The sequence below is a fragment of the Micromonospora sp. NPDC003241 genome, assembly GCF_053589795.1.
Genome location: NZ_JBSFSO010000021.1, coordinates 42081 through 61129, shown reverse-complemented (window position 1 = coordinate 61129; position 19049 = coordinate 42081). Strand labels below are relative to the sequence as shown.

The window sequence follows — 19049 nt, the reverse complement described above, 5'->3', positions numbered from 1 at the left end:
GGATAACCCGGTGGACCCGGGGGCGGTGACCGCCCCCGGGTCACGGGTGTCTCAGCTGGTCGAGATGGTCAGATCGACGCCGGTCGACCCGGTCGCGGGCACGGTGAACCGGGCCAGACGAGGGGTGCCGTCAGGGTCGGTCACCAGGTAGCGGCCCGAGTACCTCTGGTCCTCGCCCAACGAGACGTCGTAGCTGAAGAAGACCCGCTGTCGACCGGTCATCCGCATGGAGAAGACCCCGTCGGTGAGCCAGCCGGCACCCGTGATGTCGCCGGTCTCGACGCTGTGCGCGACGACCCAACCGCTGCGCAACGGCTGGCCGTCGGTGTTACGGAAGGTGCCGTTGAGCTGCACGCCCGGGGTGAGCGCAACGTCGAGAGTCGCCGTGGCGGCAGCGGTGATCGGCACCGGAGTGGCCGCGAAGCGGGTCGCCGATCCGCCGGACCACACGGTGGCGTACGAGCCTCGACCGAACGACACCGGCCACTCGTACGGACCGAGCCGGGTCAGCGTGTAGCGGCCCTGTTCGTCGGTGCGTGCGTCCTCCGCCCCGGCACCCGGGTGGCCGGTGAACACCGACACGCCCGCGTACGCCAGCGGCGCTCCGGTCTGCGCGTCGGTGACCCGACCGGTCAGCCGGCCGGCACGGTCGAGGCGTACGACCGGCCCGGTGGTGACCTGTCCGGGCGTCGCCGTGACGGTGGCCGCCGCACGCTCGTCTCCGGTGCCGCCGTCCGGGCCGACCCACTGCCGCCCGTACGTCTCGTTCAGCGGCTTGGCGAAGAGTCGGTACTCACCAGCGGTGAGCGGGCCGATCTGGATCCGGCCGTTCCGGTCGCTGCAGTTGCCGGACCCGTCGCGGAGCGTCACCCGCTTGGGCAGGAAGGCATCTAGGCAGACGTCCCGCACCGGAGCGCCGCTCTGCCGGTCCACCACGGTGGTCGCGATGATCGCCCCCGGCCGCAGCTTGACGGTCAGGTCGGTGGTCCGGTCGGCGCGGACCCGGACGTCCTTGCGCTCCCGGGAGAAGTACCGGCTGTCGGGCGTGTACAGCGAAAGGTCGTGCCGTCCCTGCGGCAGGCCGGTGACGGTCACCGTCCCGCCACCGTTGCTGCACACGTCGTTGGCGCAGAAGTTGGCGACGGCGGCACCGGTCACCGAGTCGACGGCCGTGACCCGGATGGCCCCCGTTCCGAGAAGGCTGTCCGTGATGGTGGTCCGTTGATCGCCCCGCACGGTCACCACGTCTGCCAGATCGGGGGCGAGCTGTCCCGGGTAGTACTGGTGTCGCTCGTCGGTGAACAGGCCGACCTTGTACGCGCCGGCGAGCAGGAGGACCTCGAAAGCGCCGTCCGCACCCGTGGTCGCCCAGTGCACGCTCTGCATGTTCTCGTCGTTCGCGGCGTAGAAGTAGACCTGTGCGCGGCTCAGGGGTGCGCCGGCAGCCGTGGTGAACCGGCCTGACAGGGTGCCGACGGGGAGCACCGTGTCGTCGACCTCGATCTCCGACCCGGCGGTCACCTCGAAGACCGAGGCGCTCTCCTCGTCGACCTTGGCCGGCACATACTGGCTCTGGTACGAGCCTTCGATCGGCGCGAAACTCAGCCGGTAACGGCCCGCCGCTACGGCCATCTCGTACCGGCCCTCGGAATCGGTCGTCGCGCCGGCCCAGTCGCCGGATTCGACTTCCCGGGCATCGAGCCACAGGTCGGGTACGGGTTCGCCGTGAGCGTCTCGGATGTGGCCGGAGATGATCCCGGTCGCCTGGTCGGTCTGACCGGCCATCGCGGGTGTGCTGCCTGATGCCACGACGGCCACCACGGCTACGCCGGCCAGTACGGCACGGCGAATGAGGGTTAGCTGCATCTGCGTCCAAACGTGAGGGTGCGGGGCGGCCCGTGCAGGCACTGCGCCCGCGCCGGTCCCGCGCCCCGTACCGGACCGGCAGCAGGAGGATAGACCAGCAGCGATCTGCGCGCGGCCCGATAAGCGGCCCGCCCGACGCTCAGCGGCTCCACTCCTGCTTCGCGGCGCGGACCAGCTTGTCCTTGAGTTCCCGGATGTGCCGCCGGCTCACCGACAGCTCCGTGCCGTCGACCACCACCACGTACCCGGAGTTGACCAGCCGCAGTTCGGCGATCAGCCGGAGCTGCACCAGGTACGACCGGTGGATCCGGACGAAACCGGCGTCGGCCCAGCGTTCGGCGAGCGTCGCCAGCGACACCCGGACCAGGTGGGCGCCGTCCACGGTGTGCAGCCGGGCGTAGTCGCCCTGCGCCTCCACCCACCGCACCGCCGAACGGGGCAGCATCCGGGTGCTGCCGGCCAACTCGACCGGGATGGTCGGGTCCTCCTCGGCCCGGGCCAGCGCGGCCGGGTGGGAGGGCACCACCCGCGAGCCGACCACCCGGCGCAACGCCTCGGAGAGCCGCTCGGACCGGACCGGCTTCCGGACGTAGTCGGTGGCGCCGAGGTCGAAGGCGTCGGCCGCGCCGTCGTCGTACGCGGTGACGAAGACGATCGCCGGTGGCCGGGCGAACCGGCGCAGCACCCGGGCCAGCTCCATGCCGTCCAGGCCGGGCATCCGGATGTCCAGGAAGACCACGTCGATGTCGCCGTCGCGGAGCACCCGCAGCGCCTCGGTGGCGTCGCCGGCCGTGTGCAGGCGAGCCACCCGGTGGTCGGCGCGCAGGTGGTACGCCAACTCGTCGAGCGCGGGCGGTTCGTCGTCCACCGCCAGGACGCGCAGGAAACCGGGGGCGGCTGGGCCGCCGTTGCCGGTCACGATCCGGCCCGTACGCCGGGGTGGAACTTCGGCACCCGCATGCTCACCTTCGTTCCCGAGCCCAGGCCCGTCTCCACGACCAGGCCGAAACCGTCACCGAAGACCGACCTGAGCCGTTCGTCGACGTTCGAGAGGCCGACGTGCTGGCCCGGGTCGTCGCCGGGGTCGCCGGTGGCGCCGGCCAGCTCGGCGATCCCGGCGGTCAACGTGGCCGGATCCATCCCCACTCCGTCGTCCTCCACCGTGATGTGGCACTCGGCTCCCGCGTCCCGGGCCTCGATGCTCACCATGCCCGTACCGGGCTTGCGCGACAAGCCGTGCCGGACCGCGTTCTCCACGAGTGGTTGCAGGCAGAGGAACGGCAGGGTCACCGGCAGCACCTCGGGGGCGATCTGGAGCCGGACCTGGAGCCGGTCGCCGAACCTGGCCCGCTCGATGGTCAGGTAGCGGTCGATCGACCGCAGCTCCTCGGCCAGCGTGGTGAACTCCCCGTGCGCGCGGAAGGAGTAGCGGGTGAACTCGGCGAACTCCAGGATCAGCTCCCGGGCCCGCTCCGGGTCGGTCCGGACGAACGAGCCGATCGCGGTCAGCGCGTTGTAGATGAAGTGCGGGCTGATCTGCGCCCGCAGCGCCCGTACCTCGGCGCGGGCCAGCCGCTCCCGGGACGAGTCCAGTTCGGCGAGGGCGAGCTGGCTGCCCGCCCACTGGGCGGTCTCCAGGGTGGCCTGCACCAGACCGGGGGCGGGGACCCCGTCGGTGACGGCGACCAGGGCACCGGCGATCCGGCCCTCCGCGCCCGCCAGCGGGGCGACCACCGCACCCCGCACCGGGCAGTCCACGCGGTCGCAGAACAGCTCCGCCTCGCCGAGCACCGTCGAGCGCTCCGACGCCACCACCCGCTGGGCCGCCGCGCGTAGCTGGTCACCGTGGTGTGCGCCCCGCCCGTCCAAGGCGAGCAGGTCGTCGGTGTCGGTCAACGCCAGCCCCTCGGCACCGACCAGGGTGCGCAGGTGGCGGGCGGCTTTGGCCGCGCCGGCCGGGTTCAGCCCGGCACGCAGCGGTTCGGCGGCCAGCCCGGCGGTGTGCAGCACCTCGTAGGTGGCCCGCTGGCCGGGAGTGGCGATGCCACGGCGACCACGCAGCCGACCGACGGCGTACAGGGCCCCGGCCAGCACGGCGACCAGGGAGATGACGCCGACGACGGCGGAGAGGTTGCCACCCACGCCGACGATCCTGGTCGTTTCCGGCCGCCGGGCCAAGAGTCAGTACGCGCCCTTGCGGGCCAGCACGACGCCCACCGTGCGCCACAGGATGCTCAGGTCGTACGCCAGCGACCAGTTGTCGACGTAGTAGAGGTCCAGTCGAACGGCCTCGTCCCAGGACAGGTCCGAGCGGCCGGAGACCTGCCACAGGCCGGTCATACCAGGACGGACCAGCAGTCGACGTCGTACGTCGCCCAGGAAGTCACCGTCGTCGGCGGGCAGCGGACGCGGCCCGACCAGCGACATCTCACCCTTGAGCACGTTGATCAACTGAGGCAGTTCGTCCAGCGACGAGGCCCGCAGGAAGCGGCCCACCGGGAAGACCCGGGGATCCTGCTTCATCTTGAACAGCATGCCGTCGGTCTCGTTCTGGTCGGTCAGGCTGGCCAGCCGGTCCTCCGCGTCGACGTACATGGTGCGGAACTTCCACACCCGGAACGTCCGTCCCTCGTGCCCCACCCGGGGCTGGCGGAAGAAGACCGGACCCGGGTCGGAGATCCGGATCGCGACGGCGATGGCGATGAAGACCGGCACCAGCATCAGCAGGCCGAGGCCGGCGGCGATCCGGTCCATCATGCTCTTGGCCAGCAGCGCCGGCCCGGACAGGGTCGGCTCCTCGACGTGCAGCAGCGGCAGACCCTCGATCGGGCGGATGTGCACCCGGGGGCCGGCGATGTCGGTCAACTGCGGGGCCACCACCAGGTCGACCCCGGAGCCCTCCAACTGCCAGGCCAGTCGACGCAGCTCGCCGGGCTCGGAGCTGGCCGAGCCGCAGACCGCGATGGTGTCGCCACCGACCTCGCGGACCAGTGCCAGGACGTCGCGGCCGGCGTACACCGGGACGGGGGTCTGCACGCCCCGGGCTGCCGCGTACCCGTCGGTGATGTGGATGGCGACCGGGACCAGCCCGGCGGACGGGTTGCGGGTGACCGCCGTGTAGACCTCCAGGCAGTCCGGCAGCGTGCCGACCAGCACCATCCGGTGCGCCGCCTGCTGGATGTTGCGTCGGACCACGTGCAGCACGAAACGGGCCAGGATCCGGCCCAGCAGGATCAGCAGCAGGGCCATCAGCAGGGCGGTGCCGACGGTGAACCGGGACAGGTCGGTCTTGGTGGCGAAGGCGAGGAACGACACCGTGGCGCAGGCCGCGACCCCCGCGCGGATCACCCGCTTGAACTCGTCCGGCCCGAGCCCGAGACAACGCCGGTCGTAGGCGCCGTTGAACCACAGGACCACCAGCCAACCCAACGGCAACAGCAGGAAGGCGACGGTGAAGAACCAGGTCGGGTCGTTCTGCGCGTCGTAGAAACCGGCGGTGGCCTGGTCGAAGCTGTGGATCGCGGTGTAGCTGGAGAAGGCGACGGCGGCGAAGTCGAGCAGCAGCAGGATCGCCGTGTACGGACGGTGCCAGCGGGAGACGCGTCGCCGCGCCCGCGCCCACACCGATCGCGGTACGCCGCTGGTGGAGGGTGGGGTCGGCGGCTGGATCTCGAAGCTGTCGACGTGCCGCACGAATCTGCTCCGGCCTTCGTTGGTCACCGGGCGCTGGAGGCTAGTCGTCACCTCACCATGTCCTCCCGCATGACACGCGCCGCTCACTCGCTGTGAGGGCTCGCGTCGCCCACCGTTCCAGCTTCCCACGCGGGTCCGCGCCCGTCGGCGACCCGGAGGACATTGCGCGACAGACTCGTGTTCGCCTGGGATCTGGCCGACTTCGCGCCGTCCGGAAGCCGGGGACCGGGCCACTATACCGATGGATTGTGGCCCGGGTAGAGCGTCCGAGCGGCGGTTCGGCACCCACGTCCGATTCCGCTCCGTAGTCGATGAGCAACGTCACTCACCGTACAAGTCGGGACAACCGTCGGTCAGCCAGCGGCCTGCCGCCGGTCTGGCAGGTGGGGCAGTACTGGAGGCTCGAATCGGCGAACGAGACCTCCCGGACGGTGTCCCCGCAGACCGGACAGGGCAGCCCGGTGCGGGCGTGCACCTTCAGCCCGGACCGCTTCTCGCCCTTGAGTTCTGCGGCGCGCTGCCCCAGCGAGCGGGTCACCGCGTCGCCGAGCACCCGGCGGGTCGCCGCGTGCAGCGTCGCCATCTGGTCGTCGCTGAGCCGGTCGGTCAGCGCGAACGGCGACAGCTTCGCGGCATGCAGGATCTCGTCCGAGTACGCGTTACCCACCCCGGCCAGGACGGACTGGTCGGTGAGTATCCCCTTGACCTGGCCCCGGCGGCTGCGCAGCGCCTCGGCGAAGGTGCCCAGGTCGGCGGCGACCGCGTCCGGCCCGAGCTTGGCCACCCCGGGCACCTCCTGCGGGTCGGTGACCAGATAGGCGGCGAGCTTCTTCTGCGTACCGGCCTCGGTCAGGTCGAAGCCGGAGCCGTCGTCGAGGCGTACCCGGAGGGCGATCGGCCCCTTCCCGGGACGAAGCGGGACGGTCGAGGCGAACGCCTCCCGGTAGTGCAGCCAACCCGCGCGGGCCAGGTGGACCACCAGGTGCAGGGCGCCGTCGAAGACGACGTCGAGGAACTTGCCGTGCCGCCGGGCGTCGGTCACGGTCCGGCCGACGACCGCGCTGGGCGCCGGGTCGTACGTCTTCAGGGCGCTGATCGCGGCGACCTCCAGCCGGTCGACACGCCGGCCCACCGCGCGCTGCCGCAGGTAGCCTGCGAGCGCCTCCACCTCCGGTAGTTCGGGCACAGGTCAACGGTAGCCTTCTTTGCCGTGAAGATTGTGGTGGCGCACAACCGGTACCGGGAAGCCCAGCCGTCCGGCGAGAACACCATCGTCGACGTGGAGATCGCCCAGCTCGCGGCGGCAGGCGTCGAGGTGCTGCCGTTCCTGCGCAGCTCCGACGAGATCCCGTCGATGCCGAAGTCGGCGAAGGCGCTGCTGCCGATCTCCCCGATCTACGCCCCCCAGGCGCAGCAGGACCTGAGTCGGCTGCTCACCGAGCACCGTCCGGACGTGTTGCACCTGCACAACCCGTACCCGCTGCTCTCGCCCTGGGTGGTGCGGACCGCGCACCGGCACGGCGTGCCCGTGGTGCAGACGGTGCACAACTACCGCCAGGTCTGCTCCTCCGGCCTGTACTTCCGCGACGGGGTGATCTGCCAGGACTGCCGAGGTCGGACGCTGGGCGTACCTGCGGTGGTGCACCGCTGCTACCGGGGTTCGCGGGTGCAGAGCGCACTGATGGCGACCACCCTGGCGGTGCACCGGGGCACCTGGAAGTCGGTGGACCGGTTCATCGCGCTGACCAGTGCCGTCGCCGACCACCTGCGCGACTACGGCATCCCGGATGAGCGGATCGTGGTCAAGCCCAACGCCATCCCGGACCCGGGCACCCCCGCGCCGCTGGGTCGGGGCTTCCTCTTCCTCGGTCGGCTCTCCCCCGAGAAGGGGCTCGACCTGCTGCTGGAGGCATGGCGGCGGCACCCGGACGGCGCGCTGGGTCCGCTGCGCGTGGCCGGTGACGGCGAACTGCGCCCACTGGTCGAGGCGGCGGCGGCCGAACGTGCCGACGTCACCTTCCTCGGCCCGCTCGACCGGGCCGGAGTCCGCGAGGCGCTGAACGCGAGCGCCGTGGTGCTGGCGACCTCCACCTGGCACGACGTACTCCCCACCGTGATCATCGAGGCGCTGGCCAGCGGACGGCCGGTGCTCGGCACCGCGCTCGGCGGCATCCCGTACCTGGTCGGCGCCGACACCCCTCGCGAACCCGCCGGCACCGGCCCGGCCGTGGTCGCCTCGGCGTCGGCCCCGCCCAGCCCCGGCGGCCCCGCCGGCCCGGTCGGCTCCGATGGCCTCGCCGGCCCCGGTGGCCTGGGTCCCGCGGGCCTGGGTCCCGCTGGCCTGGTCGGCCCGGTTGGTCTTGCTGGCCCGGCTGGCTCCGGTGGTCTGGGCTCCGGTGGCCTGGGTCCCGTTGGCCCGGTCGGCTCCGGTGGATCCGTCGGTCAGGTCGACTCCGCCGGTCAGGCGGGTGCCTTGCCGGCCGGGATCCGCGCCGGGGAAGCCGGCTGGGTGGTACCGCCCGACCCGGCGGCCCTGGCCGCCGCCCTGCCGGTGGCCGCCGCTGGAGCCGCCGCCCTGGCCGGGCCCGCCCGTGCCCGCTACGACCGCACCTTCCACCCCGAGGTGGTCACCAAGCGCCTCATCGACGTCTACGCCTCCCTCCGCTGACCACCCCCGCCCCCTGCGCCCCGCGCCCCCGCTCCCTGCGCCCCCGTGCACCCCTCCACCCCACGGATGCCCGCGTGTCCCCCGCGCGTGCCCCGCGTCTCTTGCGTCGATCATGGAGTTGCGGCAGTCCCAAAAGGGCGCAAAGCGGCATGAGTCGACAGCCGCAACTCCATGATCGGCGAGCGAGGTCTGCCCAGGGCGGGAGCGGATGGCGTGCAGCGAGGTGCGCTCGGGCCCGTTGGTCGGGCCTGACCTCATCGGAGGCCCGTGCCGGCGTCGGCGCCTACGGCTGCTGCGCGTTCGTCGACTCCCTCGGAAGCGACGAGCGCAACCGGTCGTGATGGCACCCGGTAGCCACTCGATCCCCGATCGAGTGGCTATCACGGCGCGTCGATGCCACTCGATCCTGGATCGAGCACGATCTTGGAGGCCGGGGCGCGCTCGGCACGTGTCGCTGGCCCTGCGCCGACGGTCTGTCGGCTGCCGCGTCAGGCGGGCCGTCGGCCGGCCGCGTAAGTCGGCTGGCCGCGTTAACAGGGGGCCCTTGCTATGCACGAGGCGTTAATAAGGTGCCCTTCCTTACCTGCCTGTCAGAGCGAGGCACGGGCGGAGAAGGCGATGCTCGCGAGCAGGAACCCGCCGTTGACGACGGTGAACGCCACGAGAACCCAGAACACGAGCGTCGGAGCGAAGGCCAGCACCAACGCGGCCACGAAGATCACTGCGCCGTAGTCGCGGACCAGCTTCGCCAGGCGGACCGGCAGGCTGGTGGAGGTGACCATGCTGGCCGCGTTCGGGCCGGACTGCATCACCGAGGTCACCAGGTTGACCATCCAGGTGCCCGCGAAGGCCGCCACCAACCACACCGGCGTCGACGGCACCTGCGCCACGGCGGTCGCGGAGAGCGCCGCGACCAGGGCGATCTGGGCCGCCACGTCGCAGAGCACGTCGACCCGGGCCCCGGCCGCGCTGCCCTGACCGGTCACCCGGGCGAGCTGACCGTCGGCGCAGTCCAGGGCGTACGCGATCTGCCAGCCGAGCAGCGCGAGCAACCCGACCACCCAGGCGGGTACGTCCCCGGCGGCGACCGGTCCGGCGAGCGCGACCACGGTGACCGAGGTGGCCAGCCCGAGCACCAGGTTGGTGATGGTCAACGCGGTCGGCCGCAGCCCGAGCCGCTGGGCGACCAGTGCGAAGACGGCACCGATCCACTGGCTCACCGACTCGCTGAACAGGCCACCACCCCGGTTCACCCGGTGGAAGTCGGCGACCGTGGGGTGCGAAGGCTCAGCCAAGGTGCTCACGGAGGGCGTCAACGTAGTCTCCCAGCCGGGTCCGGATGTCGTCAGCGGACAACGCGAGGTGTTCGAGGATGGTGTAGCGGTCCGGTCGGGTACGCGGTGCGAAGGCGACCGCCTCGACGAACTGCTCGTCGGTGAGGCCCAGCTCCGCCGGCCGGACGGCCAGGCCGTGCCGGTGCAGGCACCTGCTGAGCTGGCCGAAGCGTTCCAGGTCGCCCCGGAGGAAGGTGCAGAACAACGCGCCGAGGCCGACCTGTTCGCCGTGCGAGCCGGTGCCCGGGTACAGGTGGTCGATGGCGTGTGAGATCTCGTGGTCGCCGCCGCTCGCCGGGCGGCTGGAACCGCAGATCGACATCGAGATCCCGCCGAGGATGAGCGCCTCGGCCAGCGTGGTGAGGAACGCGTCGTCGGTGATCTTGCCGGGGTGGTTGACCAGTGCCTCGGCCCCGGTCCGGGCGAGCGTCACGGCGAGCCCGTCGATCGGCTCGTCGCGTACCTGGTGGGCGAGTTCCCAGTCGGCGCAGGCGCTCAGGTTGCTCACCGCGTCGCCGATGCCGGCCTGGGTCTGCCGGTCCGGCCCGTTCTCCACGAAGTCGAGGTCGACCAGGACGGCGATCGGGATGTGCACGCCGTACGAGCCCTTGCCGCCCTCGTGGGTCAGCGACGCCACCGGGGAGGCGATGCCGTCGTTGGCGAGGCTGGTCGCCACGGTGACCATCGGGATGGCGTAGCGGGTGGCGGCGTACTTGGCGGTGTCGATGGTCTTGCCACCGCCGATGCCGACGACCGCGTCGTAGTGCCGGCGCCGGAGCTGGTCGCCCAGTTCGTTGGCGGAGTCGACGGTGCCGCCGGTCACCGTGAAGATGTCGGCCGAGCCGAGCGACGGTCGGCAGAGGTCGGCGATCTTCTCGCCCTGTCCGGGGCCGACCACCAGCGCGACGTCGCCACCGCCGGAGATCCGCCGGTCGGCCAGCAACGCGCCGAGGTCGGCCACGGCCCCTCGGCGGACCTCGATCGACAGCGGTGTGGTGACCGTGCGGGCTAGTAACGGCACGCGATCTCCCGCGCCCGGGCCAGGTCGTCGTGGTTGTCGACCTCGACCCAGGACACGTCACCGATCGGCGCGGCGCGGACCTCGCCACCCCGCTCGGCGAACTCCTGGTATCCGTCCTCGTAGTACAGGTTCGGGTCGCGTCGCCAGGTCGCCTCCAGCGCGTCGGCGAGCGCCCCGGCCACCTGCGGCTCGATCAGCGTCGCGCCGATGTACTCGCCGTACGCCTGCGCCGGGTCCATCAGCTTGGTGATCCGGGTGAGCTGCCCGGCGGCGTCGAAGGTGGTCTTCATCTCCTCCTCGGCCAGCGGCTTGAGGGTGTCGACCGCGAGCAGTACGCCGGGCCCGCGCTCGGCCAGCAGCGTCTTCTCGATGCTCACCGGGTGCACGGTGTCGCCGTTGACCAGCAGCACGCCCCGGGCGAACCAGTCGCGGGCCAGCCAGAGCGAGTACGCGTTGTTCCACTCCTCGGCCTTGTCGTTGTGCACGAGGGTGAGCGTCACGCCGTGGCGGCGTTCCAGGTCGGCCTGGCGTTCGCGGACCGCGTCCGCCGCGTAGCCGACCACCACGACGACGTCGGTCAGCCCCACCTCGGCGAGGTTGTGCAGCGCGATGTCGAGGATGGTGATCTCGCCGTCCACCGGGACCAGCGCCTTGGGCAGCGTGTCGGTGTACGGGCGCAGGCGGCGCCCGGCCCCGGCCGCCAGCACCATCCCGACCATGCCGACATCAGTTCCTGTTCTCACGGCGTTCACCGAAGGAGGATAGCGCCGCGCGTCGGTCGGCTGTCGGGGGTCAGCCGGGCAGGGCCGCCAGGTCGGCGAGGAAGGTCAGTCGCTCCTCGGCGGTCAGCGCGGTGTACGGGCCGGCCGCCCGCCGGTCGGTCTCCAGTTCGATGGCCTGCCACTGCGACCCGTCAGTCAGGTCGGCGATGCTCGCCGGGGTGTGGCCGGCGGCCGCCCAGGCGTCGGTATGCGCGTCGGCCCGGTGGTACCGCAGCGTGCCGAGCCGGTTGAGCAGCAACACGCCCGACGGGGTGCCGTCCGGCTCGTACGGCGGGGCGACCGCGTCGAACGCGCCGGGGCTGGGCACCGGTTCGTCACCGCGCGGCGACAGGGCGGCGGTCAGCAGCCGCCCGGTGGTGTCGGACAACCGCTGCACCCGGTCGTCGTGACCGGCCCAGAGTTCCTCGGTCACCTCGGCGTGCACCTGGTACAGCTCGGCGAGGAACGCGCTGCCGCGTTCGGTGGCGGTGAGCCCGCCGTCCGGCCGCCGGTGGATCATCCCGTACGCGACGTGCCGGTCCAGCGCCCGCTGACAGGCGATCGGGTCCCGGTACCGGGTGATCGCGGCGAATCCGGCACCGTCGACCGTGCCACCGGCCGCCAGGCGGGTCCGCATCTCCACCAGGAAGCTGGTGGCGGGCATGCCGCCATACCGCTGGCTGAGTTCCGCTCCGCCGCCGTCCTGACCGGCCTGTATCGCCGCGCGGACGACCCGGTCGAGGACGGGGGCGACCAGCGCCACGTACCGGTGCGCGGCGAGCCCGACGCTGTCGCTCACGAACCGGTCGGACCCAGGAGTTCGAAGGCCTCCTCGGCGATCCGCCGGATCAGCCCGTCGTTGACGTCGCGGTCCTCGTCGAGCAGGTCGAGGTCGGCTGGGCCGAGCCAGCGGTACTCGGTGTGCTTGCCGACCTCCAGGACCGGCGCCGTCAGGTCGCCGTCGACCCGGACCAGCCAGTCGCTCTCGACTCGGGCCAGGCCGTCGTCGCCGACGTACCGGTACTCGCCGACCAGCGCGATGATCTCCGAGACCCGCCAGCCGGTCTCCTCGGTGACCTCCCGGCGCAGCGCCTGCTCGAAGGTCTCGCCGGGTTCGAGGTGCCCGCCGACGATGTCCCAACTGTTCGGGAAGAGACGGCGGTGTGGCGAGCGGCGTTGGAAGAAGATGCGCCCGTCGGGGTGGACGATCAGCGCTCCGGCGCAGCGCAGCGGCTCGGTGGACACCCCAAGAACAGTAGCCGCCGGTGCCGAGCTGCGGCGATGTCCGCTCGGGCGGACTTCTCCACTGGTGTGGACCGGCCGGACCGGGGGTATGGGTTGGGTGCGGGCGCGGGCCGAGACGCGCACGCGAGGAGGTCGACATGCGCGGCGCGGACCAGTTGGTCGAGCAGCAGTACGCCATGCTCCTGCGACGGGACGTGGCCCGACTCCCCGACCTGTACGCCCGGGACGGGTACTACGCGATGCCCGGGGTGACGGTCCGGCCGGTCGAGTTGCCCGCCCTGCTGCGTACCTGGACGGGTGCCTTTCCGGACCTGCGGGTCGACCTGCTCGGCTCGGTGCGTACGGCCGGTGGGGCGGCGGTCGAGCAGCGGATCACCGGCACCCACACCGGTGTACTGCACACCCCCTTCGGCACGGTGGCCCCCACCCGACGCACCGTCTCCTGGGAGGTGGTGGACATGGTCCGGGTACGCCGGGGCCGCATCACCGCCTGGCGGTCCTACTTCGACTGGGGACAGTTGATCGCGCTGCTCGGCCTGCACGTGGCCGGACTGTCCCGCCAGCAGGCCCCGGACCGGTCGCTCGCCGACGAGCCCGCCTTCACCGCCGCGCCCCAGGCGGTCGCGGCCTGATCCGTCGTCCGGCCTGACCTGCTACTCGGTCGGTCCGCGCGGGCCGGACGCCCGGTCCGCACCGGTTCACCCGACTCGGTGGCTCAGGATGCGGACATCGCCGTGCCGTACGCGCTCACCCGGCCGCCGCCCGTACGCTGAACAGCCATGACCGCCGAGCAGCTGATCTCCTTCGCCCGTGGCGCCCCCTCTCTGGACATCGTCGATGTCGAAGGGCTCAAGGCCGCCGCCGTCCGCGCGTTCGACGCCGATCCCGCCGGGGTGACCGCGTACGGCACCTCCGTCGGCTACCTGCCGCTGCGCCAGTGGATCGCGGAGAAGCACGGGGTCACGGCCGAGCAGGTGCTGATCACCAACGGTTCGTTGCAGGCCGATGCCTTCCTCTTCGACCACCTGGTCCGCTCGGGCGACGCGGTGGTGGTGGAGCGGCCGACCTACGACCGGACCCTGCTCAACCTGCAGCGGATGGGTGCCGAGGTGCACGGCGTCACCATCCAGCCGGACGGTCTGGACACCGCCGAGCTGCGCAAGCTGCTGGAGTCCGGGGTGCGGCCGCGCCTGGCGCACGTGATCCCGAACTACCAGAACCCGGCCGGCGTGACGCTCTCCGAGGACAAGCGGCGTGAGCTGCTCGACCTGGCCGCCGAGTACGGCTTCACGATCTTCGAGGACGACCCGTACGCCGACGTGCGGTTCCGGGGTGAGTCGCTGCCGTCGATGCTGTCGTTGGACACCCGGAACGTCGTGGTGCACGCCTCCAGCTTCACCAAGACGGTCTGCCCCGGCGTCCGGGTGGGCTACCTGGTCGGTCCGGCCGACCTGATCGCCGACATCGCGAAGAAGGCCACCAACCTCTATATCTCGCCGGGCATGGTGGCGCAGGCGATCGTGCACCAGTTCTGCGTCTCCGGCGACATCGCCCGGTCGATCGAGACGGTCCGGGCGGCGCTCGGCGAGCGGGCCGGTGCGCTGGCCGAGTCGTTGCGGCGGCACATCCCCGAGGCCCGGTTCGTGGAGCCGGACGGCGGCTACTTCCTCTGGGTCGAGCTGCCCGAGGACGTCCTCGTCGACAAGCTCGCCCCGGCGGCGGCCGAGCGCGGCGTCGCGGTGGTCAAGGGCAGCGACTTCGTGGTGGACGGTGGCCGGCACGCGCTTCGCCTGGCGTACTCGGCGGTGACCGCCGACCGCATCGACGAGGGAGTCCGACGCCTGGCCGAGGCGATGGAGGCGGTCCGAGGCTGAAAATCTGTCGGGTTTCCGACAGAACGGCGATACCGGTGCGCCCGGGACTCCCGCTGTGGCGGCTGGCGGCCCACAATGCTGCGAGCGTCCTTCACCACATGTAGTGCAGGTCACGCCGGTTCCGGCCGCCGTGACGCCGATGTCGGGGTGCGGCCCGGCCGCCCGCACTGTGGTGTGACGCGGTCAGCACAACCCCCCGCCCCCACGGCGCCGGGCGGGCCGGATCGCCCCCTCACCCCCCGATGCGATCCGGTCCGTCCGGCGCCACCCCTCCGCCGCCGCGCCACCGCCATGATCGGTACGGCGGCGTACCCTGCAAGCCGCAGCCGAGCGCGGACGGGGGCGTGATGACGGAGCGGATGCAGCGGGAGGGGACCGCCTCCACCGGCGGTGACCAGACCGACGCCCAGCCGGTCCCGCCGCCGCTCGCCCGGTCGCCGCGGTCCCGCGCCTGGTCACCGGTACGCGCGGTGACCCGCCGGCTCAACCCGGACGGCTCCCAGCGGGTGGAGGCCCCGGCGGGTCCTCGACGCAGCGCCGTGGTCGACTGCGCGCTCTATCTCGACGGGCGACGGCAGGGCGGTGACTGCGGCTACGCCGAAGCGCTCGCGGAGGCGCGGCGCGCCGAGAACGGCTTCGTCTGGCTCGGTCTGCACGAGCCGGACCTGGCCGAGATGAGCGAGATCGCCGCCACGTACGGGCTGCACGAGCTGGCCGTGGAGGACGCGGTCAAGGCGCACCAGCGGCCCAAGCTGGAGCGCTTCGGCGAGGTCAGCTTCCTGGTGCTGCGCACCGCGCGCTACTGCGAGCACACCGAGTTGACCGAGAAGACCGACGTGGTGGAGACCGGGCAGGTGATGCTCTTCATCGGCCCGCACTTCCTGATCAGCGTCCGGCACGGTGACGCCTGCCGGCTGGCGCCGGTCCGCGAGGAGTTGGAGGCGCGGCGGGAGCTGCTGCTGCACGGCCCCTGGGCGGTCGCGTACGCGATCACGGACCGGGTGGTCGACCTGTACCTGGAGGTCGCCGACCAGCTCGAAGACGACATGGACGTGCTGGAGACGGAGGTCTTCGACCGGCAGGCCAGCGGCCGGATCCAGCGGATCTATCAGATGAAGCGGGAGCTGGTGGAGTTCAAGCGGGCGGTGATGCCGTTGCAGCGGCCGTTGCTCGCGCTCACCGCCCAGATGAGCCGCGAGGTGCCCAAGGAGGTCCGTCGCTATTTCCGCGACGTGCAGGACCACCTCAGCCGCACCGTCGAGCAGGTCAACTCGTACGACGATCTGTTGAACTCGATCCTGCAGGCCCGACTGGCCCAGGTGACCGTCGACCAGAACAACGACATGCGCAAGATCGCCGCCTGGGCCGCCATCGCGGCGGTGTGGACGGCGATCGCCGGGATATACGGCATGAACTTCGAGTTCATGCCCGAGCTGAAGATCGTGTACGGCTACCCGGTGGTGCTGGCGTTGATGCTCACCATCTCGCTGACGCTCTATCGGTGGTTCCGCCGCAACGACTGGCTCTGAACCCGCAGCCCGCCCGCCCCGCCGAGGTGGCGGGGCGGAGGCGGGACCGCGAAATCAGGCGCGCCCGTTGGACTTGCTGGGCGCCTTGCTCAGGGCGGTGGTGAGGTCGTCGGCGGGACGACCGCTCGTGGTCCGGGCACCCTCGGCGACCGACGGCACCTTGTCCGTCGGCGTCACCGGGGACGGCTTCGGCGGCGCGGTGGTCGACGCGCTGTCACCGGAGACCACCGTCGAGCTGCCGGCTCCGGTCGACGCCTTCGCGACGCCCGACGGGGCGGTCGTACGCACCTCGATGGTCTCCACCTCCTCGTGCATCGGCTCCAGCGCGGTGGTCGCGTCGTACTCGGTCCACTCCTGCTGCTCGCGGTGGCGTCGCAGGGCGATCGCCCCGGCCAGCCCGGCCACCACGCCGGCGGCGAGCATCCCGGCCAGCATGGTCCCGCTGCGGCGGGACTTCTTCCGCTTCATCTTCTTCATGTTCTTCGCCTTGACCTTCCTGGCGGCCGCGGCCTGCTTGGCGACGACCTTCTTGCCTGACGCGGCCCGACCGGCGGCCTCGGCCTGTGCGTGGCGCACGGCCAGGGCCAGGGGTGCCATGGCGGCGGCCGTGGTGGCGAGGCCGCTCGTGGCACGGTCCCGGACCAGCACCGCGGTCGGTGCCACCGCGTCGCGGGCCGTCTGGACGCGCGGGCCGACAGTGGACCCGGCTCCCTTCGCCGCGTGCGTGGCGGCCAGCCTCAGGTGACCGATCCCCCGATTGAGCTCGGCCCGGGCCAACTGCCCCTCAGTCCTGCGGCGCCCGATTCCAAACACGGTCCCACCTCCTGGGAGTTGCTTCGTCTCATCCTCCACCTTCGGATGCCTCCGCATGTCCAGATCGGGCACATGGGAGGATCCGCAAGGAACTGACCAACGAATAAGGAGTACCCGTGGCCGAGGCTGTCTACGCCACCTTGCACACCAACGCCGGCCCGATCCGGCTGGAGCTCTTCCCCAACCACGCGCCGAAGACGGTTCGCAACTTCGTCGACCTGGCCGAGGGCACGCGTGAGTACACCGACCCGCGGACCGGCAAGCCGGGCAACGGGCCGTACTACGACGGCACCATCTCGCACCGCGTGATCAGCGGCTTCATGGTCCAGATGGGTGACCCGACCGGCACCGGTCGTGGTGGTCCGGGCTACACCTTCGCCGACGAGTTCCACCCCGAGCTGCGGTTCGACCGGCCGTACCTGCTGGCGATGGCGAACGCCGGGCCGGGCACCAACGGCTCGCAGTTCTTCATCACGGTCTCGCCGACCCCGCACCTCAACAACCGGCACACCATCTTCGGTGCGGTGGCCGACGAGCAGTCCGCGAAGGTGATCGACTCGATCGCCAACACGCCGACCGGTCCGAGCGACCGGCCGCTGCAGGACGTGGTCATCGAGCGCGTCGAGATCGAGCGGCAGTCGGCCTGACACCGGCCGCCACAGGTGGTGCCCGCCGCCCGGGCCTGGGCGCGGCGGGCACCGACCGGCCGGACGGTCGCCTGACCCGTCCCATCGGTGGTCCGAGGTACCTTTGCTCGCATGACTGAGCGCTCGGGCACCTGGGTCACCCGGTGAGCGAATCCCCGCCGACCACACCGGTCTGTTACCGCCACCCGGGCCGGGAGACGTACGTCCGCTGCACCCGGTGCGACCGGTCGATCTGCCCGGACTGCATGAACGAGGCGTCGGTCGGGTTCCAGTGCCCGGAGTGCGTGGCGCAGGGACGCCGGAGCGTGCGCCCGGCGCGCACCGCCTTCGGTGGTGGCGAGACCGGTCGGCTCGGGTACGTGACGAAGACGCTGATCGGCATCAACCTCGTGGTGATGCTGATCTCGATCGCCTCCGACCGGGGCGGAGACGCGGCGGCCGGTGGCTCAGGCTTCGGCGGCCTGCTCGGCGGGAGCACCCCGCTGACCGAGTGGGGTGCGGTGCTCGGCCGGGCGATGTTCCTCGACGGCAGCATCGGCGGCATCGCCGAGGGTCAGTGGTATCGCCTGGTCACCGCGATGTTCCTGCACTACGGCGTGGTGCACCTGCTGCTCAACATGTGGGCGCTCTGGGTCCTCGGTCGGTCCCTGGAGGCGGTGCTCGGGCCACTGCGCTTCATCGCGCTCTATTTCATCGCCGGTTTCGGCGGCAACGTCGCGGTGTACGTGTTCAGCGCGCCCAACCAGATGTCGGCCGGTGCCTCCACCGCCATCTTCGGCCTCTTCGCGGCGACCTTCGTGATCATGCGGCGGCTGGGTCGGGACACGTCAGCCATCGTGCCGATCCTGGTGATCAACCTGATCTTCACGTTCACCGTGCCGCAGATCTCGATCGCCGGTCACCTGGGCGGCCTGGTCTTCGGCGCGCTGATGGCGCTGGTGCTGGCGTACGCACCCCGGTCCCACCGGACGCTGGTGCAGCTCACCGGCGGCGCGTTCCTCATGGTGGTGCTGCTGGTGCTGGCCCTGTTCCGCACCTTCACCCTGCTCGGCTGAGCCCACCGCCGGACTGGTCGGTCGGTCGGGCGGCCCGGAGGGCGTCGGCCACCTCGTCGGGGTCGGTGTCCAGGTCCTGCCGGGTGAACAGGTGCAGCGACCCGCCGGTGTCGATCTCCAACACCGGTCCGCTCGCCCCGCGCCCGGCCCGGCGGTTCACCTCGATGGTCTCGATCGTCGACCAGGGCAGGTGCCGTCGCCCGGTCCACCAGCCGGTCGGCACGGTGACGCCGTCGGCGTCCACGGCGAGCCGGACCGGTGCGATCAGGTCCCGTACGCCCCAGGCGGCGAGGGCCGCGCCGGCCAGTACGCCGACTGCCGGCCGGAGGAGGTCACCGTCGGCGAGCAGCAGTCCCAGGGCGAGTACGCCGACCGCGCCGGCCAGTTTGAGGATCGGCAGCGCGGCGCGTACCCGCCACTGCCGGGCGACCGTCTCGAACGTCACCCGACCAGCATGCCAGCGCGGCAGGTGACCGGCATGCCGGTGTCCACGGGCGGCGACGTCGCCGCGACGGCGGCGTAGGATCGGGAGCAGCCCAGGTT

General features: G+C 71.8%; 18 protein-coding genes. 6 read left to right on the top strand and 12 right to left on the bottom strand.

Annotation, left to right across the window (positions count from 1 at the left end; all coding sequences use genetic code 11):
* Window positions 1-51 precede the first annotated feature (51 nt).
* The 5 genes from ACWDVW_RS18260 to ACWDVW_RS18240 all read right to left on the bottom strand — a co-directional run bounded on the left by ACWDVW_RS18260 (window position 52) and on the right by ACWDVW_RS18240 (window position 6745).
* A complete protein-coding gene (locus ACWDVW_RS18260; RefSeq protein WP_449950131.1) occupies window positions 52-1809 on the bottom strand; it encodes a carboxypeptidase regulatory-like domain-containing protein in 1758 nt (585 codons plus the stop codon).
* 196 nt (window positions 1810-2005) lie between these two features.
* A complete protein-coding gene (locus tag ACWDVW_RS18255) occupies window positions 2006-2785 on the bottom strand; it encodes a LytR/AlgR family response regulator transcription factor (protein ID WP_396743530.1) in 780 nt (259 codons plus the stop codon).
* The gene (locus ACWDVW_RS18250) at window positions 2782-4008 is read right to left on the bottom strand and encodes a sensor histidine kinase (RefSeq protein WP_449950127.1); all 1227 of its coding nucleotides are present in this window, start codon (window positions 4006-4008) and stop codon (window positions 2782-2784) included. Before ACWDVW_RS18250 ends, ACWDVW_RS18255 begins: the two co-directional genes overlap by 4 nt.
* A 39-nt stretch (window positions 4009-4047) precedes the next feature.
* Window positions 4048-5559: a sugar transferase gene (locus ACWDVW_RS18245; RefSeq protein WP_396744154.1), complete on the bottom strand. Its 1512-nt coding sequence runs from the start codon at window positions 5557-5559 to the stop codon at window positions 4048-4050.
* A 325-nt stretch (window positions 5560-5884) separates the two neighbouring features.
* On the bottom strand, window positions 5885-6745 hold the full coding sequence (locus tag ACWDVW_RS18240) for an Fpg/Nei family DNA glycosylase (protein WP_449950124.1): 861 nt from the start codon (window positions 6743-6745) through the stop codon (window positions 5885-5887).
* Window positions 6746-6769: 24 nt separating this feature from the next.
* Here ACWDVW_RS18240 and ACWDVW_RS18235 point away from each other — a divergent pair, with 24 nt between their 5' ends.
* The gene (locus tag ACWDVW_RS18235) at window positions 6770-8227 is read left to right on the top strand and encodes a glycosyltransferase family 4 protein (protein WP_449950121.1); all 1458 of its coding nucleotides are present in this window, start codon (window positions 6770-6772) and stop codon (window positions 8225-8227) included.
* Window positions 8228-8817: 590 nt separating this feature from the next.
* On the opposite strand, the gene ACWDVW_RS18230 is transcribed toward ACWDVW_RS18235, so the two are convergent.
* From ACWDVW_RS18230 to ACWDVW_RS18210, 5 genes are all read right to left on the bottom strand, one after another.
* Window positions 8818-9531: a CDP-alcohol phosphatidyltransferase family protein gene (locus ACWDVW_RS18230; RefSeq protein ID WP_449950119.1), complete on the bottom strand. Its 714-nt coding sequence runs from the start codon at window positions 9529-9531 to the stop codon at window positions 8818-8820.
* The gene (locus ACWDVW_RS18225) at window positions 9515-10582 is read right to left on the bottom strand and encodes an iron-containing alcohol dehydrogenase family protein (RefSeq protein ID WP_449950116.1); all 1068 of its coding nucleotides are present in this window, start codon (window positions 10580-10582) and stop codon (window positions 9515-9517) included. Before ACWDVW_RS18225 ends, ACWDVW_RS18230 begins: the two co-directional genes overlap by 17 nt.
* On the bottom strand, window positions 10570-11301 hold the full coding sequence (locus ACWDVW_RS18220; protein ID WP_396744151.1) for a phosphocholine cytidylyltransferase family protein: 732 nt from the start codon (window positions 11299-11301) through the stop codon (window positions 10570-10572). The genes ACWDVW_RS18225 and ACWDVW_RS18220 overlap by 13 nt, the downstream gene beginning before the upstream one ends.
* A 73-nt stretch (window positions 11302-11374) precedes the next feature.
* Window positions 11375-12142, bottom strand: coding sequence for a hypothetical protein (locus tag ACWDVW_RS18215; protein WP_449950113.1), 768 nt, complete (start codon window positions 12140-12142; stop codon window positions 11375-11377).
* Entirely contained in the window at window positions 12139-12588 is a 450-nt protein-coding gene (locus ACWDVW_RS18210) for an NUDIX domain-containing protein (protein ID WP_449950110.1), read from the bottom strand. The genes ACWDVW_RS18215 and ACWDVW_RS18210 overlap by 4 nt, the downstream gene beginning before the upstream one ends.
* 137 nt (window positions 12589-12725) lie before the next feature.
* Between ACWDVW_RS18210 and ACWDVW_RS18205 the strand changes: the two genes are divergently transcribed.
* From ACWDVW_RS18205 to corA, 3 genes are all read left to right on the top strand, one after another.
* Window positions 12726-13220: an ester cyclase gene (locus ACWDVW_RS18205; RefSeq protein WP_449950107.1), complete on the top strand. Its 495-nt coding sequence runs from the start codon at window positions 12726-12728 to the stop codon at window positions 13218-13220.
* Between the two features lie 147 nt (window positions 13221-13367).
* Window positions 13368-14462 (top strand): aminotransferase-like domain-containing protein, encoded by a 1095-nt coding sequence (locus ACWDVW_RS18200; RefSeq protein ID WP_449950104.1) that lies wholly within the window; start codon window positions 13368-13370, stop codon window positions 14460-14462.
* Window positions 14463-14932: 470 nt separating this feature from the next.
* Window positions 14933-15991, top strand: coding sequence for a magnesium/cobalt transporter CorA (corA, locus tag ACWDVW_RS18195; RefSeq protein ID WP_449950218.1), 1059 nt, complete (start codon window positions 14933-14935; stop codon window positions 15989-15991).
* Window positions 15992-16045: 54 nt separating this feature from the next.
* Here the strand turns inward: corA and ACWDVW_RS18190 are convergent, their stop codons facing one another.
* Window positions 16046-16861 carry a hypothetical protein gene (locus ACWDVW_RS18190; RefSeq protein ID WP_449950101.1) on the bottom strand — a complete coding sequence of 272 codons (816 nt, stop codon included), beginning with the start codon at window positions 16859-16861 and terminating at the stop codon, window positions 16046-16048.
* Between the two features lie 59 nt (window positions 16862-16920).
* Between ACWDVW_RS18190 and ACWDVW_RS18185 the strand changes: the two genes are divergently transcribed.
* Window positions 16921-17451 (top strand): peptidylprolyl isomerase, encoded by a 531-nt coding sequence (locus ACWDVW_RS18185; RefSeq protein ID WP_350698069.1) that lies wholly within the window; start codon window positions 16921-16923, stop codon window positions 17449-17451.
* A gap of 143 nt (window positions 17452-17594) precedes the next feature.
* Complete coding sequence (locus ACWDVW_RS18180; protein WP_449950098.1) at window positions 17595-18506, top strand: rhomboid family intramembrane serine protease; 912 nt, start codon at window positions 17595-17597, stop codon at window positions 18504-18506.
* Here ACWDVW_RS18180 and ACWDVW_RS18175 read toward each other — a convergent pair.
* Window positions 18490-18951 (bottom strand): PH domain-containing protein, encoded by a 462-nt coding sequence (locus ACWDVW_RS18175; protein WP_449950095.1) that lies wholly within the window; start codon window positions 18949-18951, stop codon window positions 18490-18492. The genes ACWDVW_RS18180 and ACWDVW_RS18175 overlap by 17 nt on opposite strands.
* Window positions 18952-19049: the final 98 nt, after the last annotated feature.